This window comes from Leptolinea tardivitalis (genome assembly GCF_001050275.1).
Taxonomy (GTDB): Bacteria; Chloroflexota; Anaerolineae; order Anaerolineales; family Anaerolineaceae; genus Leptolinea; species Leptolinea tardivitalis.
Map to the genome: position 1 here is coordinate 281,429 of NZ_BBYA01000002.1, position 7,151 is coordinate 288,579.

At 46.0% G+C, this 7,151-nt stretch carries 4 protein-coding genes; all 4 read left to right on the forward strand.

Features of this window, described 5'->3' with window-relative positions; translation table 11 throughout:
* Positions 1-7 precede the first annotated feature (7 nt).
* Genes LTAR_RS02640 through LTAR_RS02655 form a run of 4 tightly spaced genes read left to right on the forward strand, consistent with a single transcriptional unit; the run spans position 8 to position 6,978 of the window.
* Positions 8-1,738, forward strand: a complete 1,731-nt coding sequence (locus LTAR_RS02640) for a hypothetical protein (protein WP_139044389.1) — start codon at positions 8-10, stop codon at positions 1,736-1,738.
* 7 nt (positions 1,739-1,745) lie between these two features.
* Positions 1,746-2,447, forward strand: coding sequence for a (d)CMP kinase (gene cmk / locus LTAR_RS02645; RefSeq protein WP_062420608.1), 702 nt, complete (start codon positions 1,746-1,748; stop codon positions 2,445-2,447).
* A gap of 1 nt (position 2,448) precedes the next feature.
* Complete coding sequence (locus LTAR_RS02650) at positions 2,449-3,711, forward strand: C69 family dipeptidase (protein WP_062420609.1); 1,263 nt, start codon at positions 2,449-2,451, stop codon at positions 3,709-3,711.
* Between the two features lie 45 nt (positions 3,712-3,756).
* Positions 3,757-6,978: an ATP-binding protein gene (locus tag LTAR_RS02655; protein ID WP_062531965.1), complete on the forward strand. Its 3,222-nt coding sequence runs from the start codon at positions 3,757-3,759 to the stop codon at positions 6,976-6,978.
* Positions 6,979-7,151: the final 173 nt, after the last annotated feature.

Here is a 7,151-nt window from a genome sequence, read left to right on the forward strand (position 1 = left end):
TCAGGAAATGAAGAAACTCTTCTCCACAAAGATGACGTTGGGATACAGCCTATTGCTATTATTGGCTGTTATTCTGCGTTTCAATCAATTAAGCAACCCGATGCTTGGCGAAAGGGAGGCAGCCATTGCATTGCAGGCAGCTGGATCCCAAACCGGATTATCTGGTGAATTACCCGGCACCAGCGGAATAACCGCTTTGCTCGGATTGGTCTTTTTTGTTCTGGGAAAAAACGAATTCACAGCCAGACTCTTGCCGGCTATCTTTGGTTCACTGTTGATTTTTGCACCTCTGCTTTTCCGTAAAGAGCTCGGAGATAAGACGGTTATTCTGCTTAGCATTCTTTTTATGTTCGATCCTGGATTTGTGGCTTTTTCACGGCATGTGGATGGTGCCATAATTACTGTTTGCGGATTTCTCTTTGCCGTTGGATTTGTTCTACACCGTAGATATGGTTTCGCTGGGATTGCAGCCGGGTTTGCATTGTTGGGAAGCTCAGTTCTCTGGCCAGGGGTTCTGGCATCTGGACTGGCATTCTGGTTGACGTACTCTATAAAAAATAGCCGAGCCTCATCTGGATCTGGCGAGACGGTGCCTCCTGTGGCCTTTGAGAAAAACGATTTGATAAATGCTGGTCTGGCTCTCATTTTGACGGTTGGATTGGTGGGGAGCCTATTCTTTACGCGCTTGATTGGTATCGCAGCACCAATACTGAATCTAACAGCCTATTTTGCCGGTTGGCTTACCTCTACAGAGATATCTCCATTTCTTATTCTGTTCTCCTTTATCCTTTATCAGCCATTTATTCTGATTGCCGGGTTGGTAGAAGGGCTGCGGACTGTCCGGTCAGGGGATCGGATGAATGCGTTCCTTATGCGCTGGTTCTATCTGGCGGTGCTCCTGATGCTTATTTATCCATCCCGGGGAATGGATTCAATTTTATTTGCTTATATTCCATTACTGGTATTGGCCGCCAGATGCATCTTGCGGATTATTGAGTCCCTGGAACAGCCGGATATCCCTGCATGGGGTCAGATGGTCCTGGTAATTTTGCTTGTGCCATTCAGTTGGATGAATATTTTGGCGATTCAATTTCCGATTGATGGTGAGGAAGAACCGCTTCGTCTTTTGGCTTCTGCCGGTGCGCTTGGGCTCTTGATCGTTGCCAGTTTCCTTATTCGCATGGGGTGGCCTCCCCGGCAGGGTAAGACTGGTTTGTGGATGGGGTTGGCTGTTTTGATTGCCATATTCACCTTTTCTACCGCCTGGAGGTCTGCCGGATTGGGTAAACATCCGGAAGCAGAACTCTGGAACTATGATGGAATCACCGATCAGATGGACCTATTGCAAAAGACAGCCGGTGACTTAAGCGAATGGAATGTAAGCAGCCGTGAGGGGATTAATATCGTTCTCCTGAATTATTCTTCCCATGCCCTTGAATGGTCTTTGAAGGACTTTACCAGCGTTAGCAAAGATTCATCTTTACCTAATCTTTCCAATCCGGCTATTGTCATTACGGCAGATGAAGATGTTCCTTCATTGGCTCAGGCGTATCGAGGACAGGATTTTGTTTTGAATAGAAAAACCAGTTGGCCGCTGATCATGCCAGAAGAGTGGATCAAATGGTATGCCTTCAGAGAGCTTCCTCAGGAGACCCATCAGGTAATCCTCTGGGCACGCACAGATTTATTCCCCGGGGCGGCAAAGACAGCTCCGGCAACTATCACTCCCATTCAGTGAGGTTTTATTGAATTCCAAAATAACAATCGCCATTGACGGTCCGGCTGCTTCGGGCAAGTCAACTGTAGGTGAGCAGGTCGCCAACCGGCTTGGATTCCTTTTTTTTGATACTGGAATTATGTACAGGGCCGTCACCCTGGCTGTTCTTCAGAGAGGTATTGACCCAAAACTAGAAGATGCTGTCTCCCAACTGGCTCAAACGGTACAGATTGATATCCTTCCTCCCCGTATTTTCGACGGTCGGAAAGCAGACGTGCTGCTTGATGGTAAGGATGTAACCTGGGATGTCCGCAGCCGTGAGGTGGAGGCGAATGTCTCTGTTGTCTCTTCATATAAGGGTGTGCGTGATGCCATGACTGAGCAACAACGACGTATTGGTATGCGCGGGAATGTTGTTATGGTCGGGCGGGACATAGGAACGGTGGTTTTTCCGAATGCTGATTTGAAAATATACCTTGAAGCCTCGGCAGAGGAACGTGCGCGGCGGCGCTATCAGGAATTGCTTCATCGTGGAGTTTCAGCTGAATATGAGCAGATTCTGGCATCCACCCGTCAAAGGGATGAAATTGATAAGAACCGGACAATTGCTCCGTTAAGACCGGCTGATGATGCTACCATACTAATGACAGATGATGTTCCTGTGGAAGAAGTTGTTGAAACAATCATGACATTGATCAGGGAAAATGGATTGGTGAAAAACCGGGGTTGATATGTGTGATACGTTCATCTTTCGGTCTGAAAATGCAACAGATAAGCGAATCTGGTTTGGAAAGAACTCAGACCGGGAACCGAATGAGGCGCATGAAGTTGTATTCCGAAAAGGTCAAAAATATACCGCTGGCACACGAGTAAAGTGCACGTATATTGAGGTTCCACAGGTTGAAAGTACGTTTGATGTCATCCTTTGCAAACCAGCCTGGATGTGGGGCGCCGAGATGGGAATCAACGCACAGGGTGTCGTCATAGGAAATGAAGCCCTTTTTACCAAAGGCAAGCCGCTAAAAGAACCGGCTCTTACTGGAATGGATCTTTTACGGCTGGCACTTGAACGATCCTGTGATGCGCAAAGCGCTCTGCAATGTATCATTCAATTATTGGAAACTTACGGACAGGGCGGAAATTGCGGATACCGCCATCCGTTTTATTACAACAACAGTTTTTTGATTGCTGATCGGAATGAAACCTGGATACTTGAAACAGTTGACAGGAACTGGGCGGCAAAAAGGTATGCTGGTTCTACGTCCATTTCAAACGGCCTGACTTTACATAACGATTGGGATAAGCGGAGTGCAGGTTTTTCTCAAATACATGATCTGGCCGGGCAGATGAGCGATCCGCTGGTCACTACATTTAGCATGGCGAAAATCAGGCGTGAATGCACGCTTGATGGAATATCTGCAATGGGAAAAAGTGAGGATATCCGGGCGGCTTTCAACCTGCTGCGTTCGCACAATGGAAAAGACAGGAGGCCGTCGGATTCTGTTATGGAGAATACCGTCTGCATGCATGCAGGCTGGGGCCCCATTCGTATAGATCAAACAACCGGATCGATGGTAGTAGATCTCTCGAAAGAACCATCCGTAATCTGGATTACCGGTACATCGGCTCCTTGCCTGAGTGTTTTTCGACCAATAATTTTTTCAGATTTTCATGAAGACACAGTTATTTCATCAGAAGCAGACTGGCAACGAAATGAAGTGTTCCATCGCAAGGCATTATTCTGCGGAGACACAATCCTTGATACTTTTTCGAGTGAACGAGACCAGTTGGAATTGGAATTTGTCAAAGAAAATGAAAAAGGATTAAGAAACCAATTACAGGTTACCCGTCGAGTGGAAGAATTTTCTTCCCGTTGGCAGGAAAAGATGGCCGCAGAAAAACCGGTGCGTGGGAGATTCTTATTGCGCGTTGCCTGGAATGTGTTTAATCGGGAAGCTGGATTCAAGATTGCCAATAAAGACAGTGATCTATAAGATGGAATGCTATAATTTAAGCATTCTAATCTTCATCCGATCATTGTGATTCTTTCATTACTTGAAACGCCCACGAAGATTAATTTACCTGATTCCATAGCTGGCTGGGTGGGATTAGGTTTATATTGTTTACTTTTTTTGATTTGCCTGATCCATTGGTGGGATGTTCCTTTAGCCTTAATCCAGAGGAGATGGCAACTTCTGATTTTCCTTTTCTTCACCATAATTCCTGCCAATCTTTTTATCGGGATTGGTGGCGGGCATATTACTGGTTTGGACGTATTAAAAAACCAACTTCCAGGAATGGTATTATCGGCTATCCCCTGGTTTCTGATTAGTGCGCTATTTGGACCTGTTCTGGGCGGTTTGGCTGGATTGATCAGCGGAATCATCCAGGCAATGCTTTCAACAAATTCGATCTTTACACCGTTTATCATCAGCCTCTGCGCATTGATCATTGGTGTTTGTTTCCGGCAGCGTTATCGCGGTGGTCTCTATGCTCTTGTTCGTCACCCTTTGGGCGCGGCTGCGATAACTTCTCTGCTTTCGTATATCCTTTCCTCCGGTGCAGCATTCTTTAATGCCAATGGTCCTCTGGCAGGCATGGTGGATGCTGGTCTATCAAACTGGCGAACGGATCTGCTATTTGCTGTTGTGCCAATTTGGATTGCGGGTTTTCTGGGAGAAGGTTTGCAGCGTAACAAGATTGGTCCCTGGCGCAAGATCACAAACCTCCTTCCATCACCAGAAGAAGGTTTTTCTGAGAGTAAATTCTGGCGGATGATTTTGCCAATTGCCTGCCTGTTTATTTTTCTTTTTGCACAAATTTCCTGGGCGATTCAAACGCGGCAGGTGAGGGATGTGTTATTAAGCAGCATTGCCAGCCATGCCGGTCTGGCAGCTCAATACTGGGCGGAAGAGAATCAATCCTATATCGAAAAAGCATATTCACTTGCTCAACCGGCCATCCTGAAAAAAGCGCCGATGGATTTCTTTGTGGAGATGCAGAAGACGTTTCCGAGTGAAAAAACTCGCATTACCGTGGTGGATGAGAAAGCTATGGTTATCCACCAATTTCCTGATAATGAGTTGTCTTCAGATTTTTCTCCAAGACTTCTGACAGCGATCAAGAGTGCGTTAATTGAAGGACATCCTGCAGTGATCAGTCAGCACACTTCTGCTGATACATTGACCATGACACTTGATTTCGTTATACCCATTTTGCAGGGTGATAAAACACCTGCAGGTGTTGTTATTTTACAACAGGGTAACTTTCCACGACCGTTGAAATCGCAATTCTGGTCAGAGGTGACTAAAATTGAGGATGCAGGTGGATTGGTCTGGCTGGTGCAGGCTGATGATAAGAATCCGATGCTAGATGATGTGCCAGCTCCGGATATTCAATCTCAGGCTTTCCCCGGTGAATTTCTCATCCAACAAGGTTGGAAGGGTTCTGCAGCCTTTGCTTTCTGGCCTTCATCAAAAGACTGGAATGTTTATATCAAAGTTCCGCCTACAGCCGCGGCGAGTGCCATTTTGTTTGATTTCAGCAAACAGATCATTTTGATGGTAGCCGGTTTTGCCCTGCTGTTGATTCTATTAAATCTCTACTGGCTTACCCTCTTCCGAGATGAACAAAAGTTGCTTCAATCATCCCGACAGATCTCCCGCGGGAATTATGATCTGACACCTGCTCTACACGAAATTTCAGAATTAACAGACCTTTCCCAGGCTATTGAACAGATTCGGGTAAATGTTAAGGCTCAGATGGATGAAGCTCAACGGTTAATTTCCATTGGGAGAGGTGTGGCTGTAAGAGAAGAGTTTGGGGTAGCTGTGGAACCCATTCTTCGGGCAGCTCTTCGTGGAGATGCATCCTGCGCCAGGGTGATTTTGATCCCTCCAAAGATTGAAAGCGTCTTACAGGTTTCCCTCAGACGCTTCGGACTGGGTGAGCGAAGTGATGCCTATGCCGTTCTGGATAATCAAGTGTTGGAAATCTGTAAGCGGGAAGGTATTTTTGTCATACGTAATACCGCCCGAAGCCGGCGTATTGATTTTAATAGTGCGGTTACTGTCCCTGCGTCCATTGTCGGTTTGCCAATCTACCTGGAAAAGGATGATTTTCTCGGCGTATTCTGGATCGGTTATGAAAAACAACAAATCTTTCCGGATGAAGAGATATCCTTGTTAAAGACACTGGCTTCAGAAATTGCTGTTGCAGCGGCAGGAGAACGCAGACTTTCTGAGACTGAACAGGGTCGGAAACAATTTGAAGCCCTGATAGGAGCGATTCAAGACCCGCTGCTTCTCCTCGATCCATCCGGCGAAGTTATTTATGCCAATGAAGCGGCTTTATCTGTGGATGGGTTAATTTTACGGGATGAAGATGGACACCGGGTGGCCGCACTGCCATCCATGCAAAAGACAATTCACAGCAATGTATCTGAGATTTCAAAGGAAGGGATTGTACGGGAAATACAATTTGCCGATGGCCGTATGTATTCTGCACGGTTCACTCCTTTTCAGACGGATGGAAAATTCGGTGGATCACTGTGTGTATTACGGGATGTCAATTCGTATGCGGAACTGCTTTCGCGCAAGGGTGAATTTGTAGAGACTGTCAGTCACGACTTGCGTCAGCCTCTAACGATGATCAGTGGTTATGCCACGATGATTCAGATGGTCGGGGAAATAAACGACCAGCAACGATCGTACCTGCAAAAAATCACCAATGGACTGGAAACCATGAATCGCATGGTGAACAACATCCTTGATCTTGGACGAATTGAAGCGGGAACCCGGCTGCGACTTGAAAAAGTGGATGTGAAGAGTTTAATTGAACAGGTTGTGGAAGAGTTTACTCCGCAGGCTGTGCAAAAGAAAATCATTCTGACCAACACCACCAATCTTGATTCTCCAATGGTGATTGAAGCAGATAATGAGCTTTTGCATCAGGCGATTTTTAACATCGTTGAAAATGCCATTAAATTTACCGGTATTGATGGTAAAGTCGACATCAAGGTCGAAAAGGAAGATGGTAAGTGTGTTATCAGCATACATGATACGGGCATCGGAATTTCTCCCATTGATCTCCCCGGACTATTCAATCGTTCAGGAAGGGGAAACATGCGCGAAGCCGGGCAAAGGGCATCGAAATTGGGGTTAACGATCGTAAAATCCATAGTGGAATTACACGGGGGTGAAGTTCACGTCGAAAGTCAGTTAGGGAAAGGTAGTGTATTTCGTATTGAAATACCCATCTAATTTCGTAATGCCTCACGGGAAAATGTAACCAAAGGGTAATCGTTGCCTCATAATTGATGTTACCGAGATAAAGTACATAATTGGTGAACCTTCTGATCTATGGACTTACGAAGAGTAACTGGATTTAGCTGAACATACAAATTGGTGAGGTTGGCTTTGATCTGGAAGGGGAT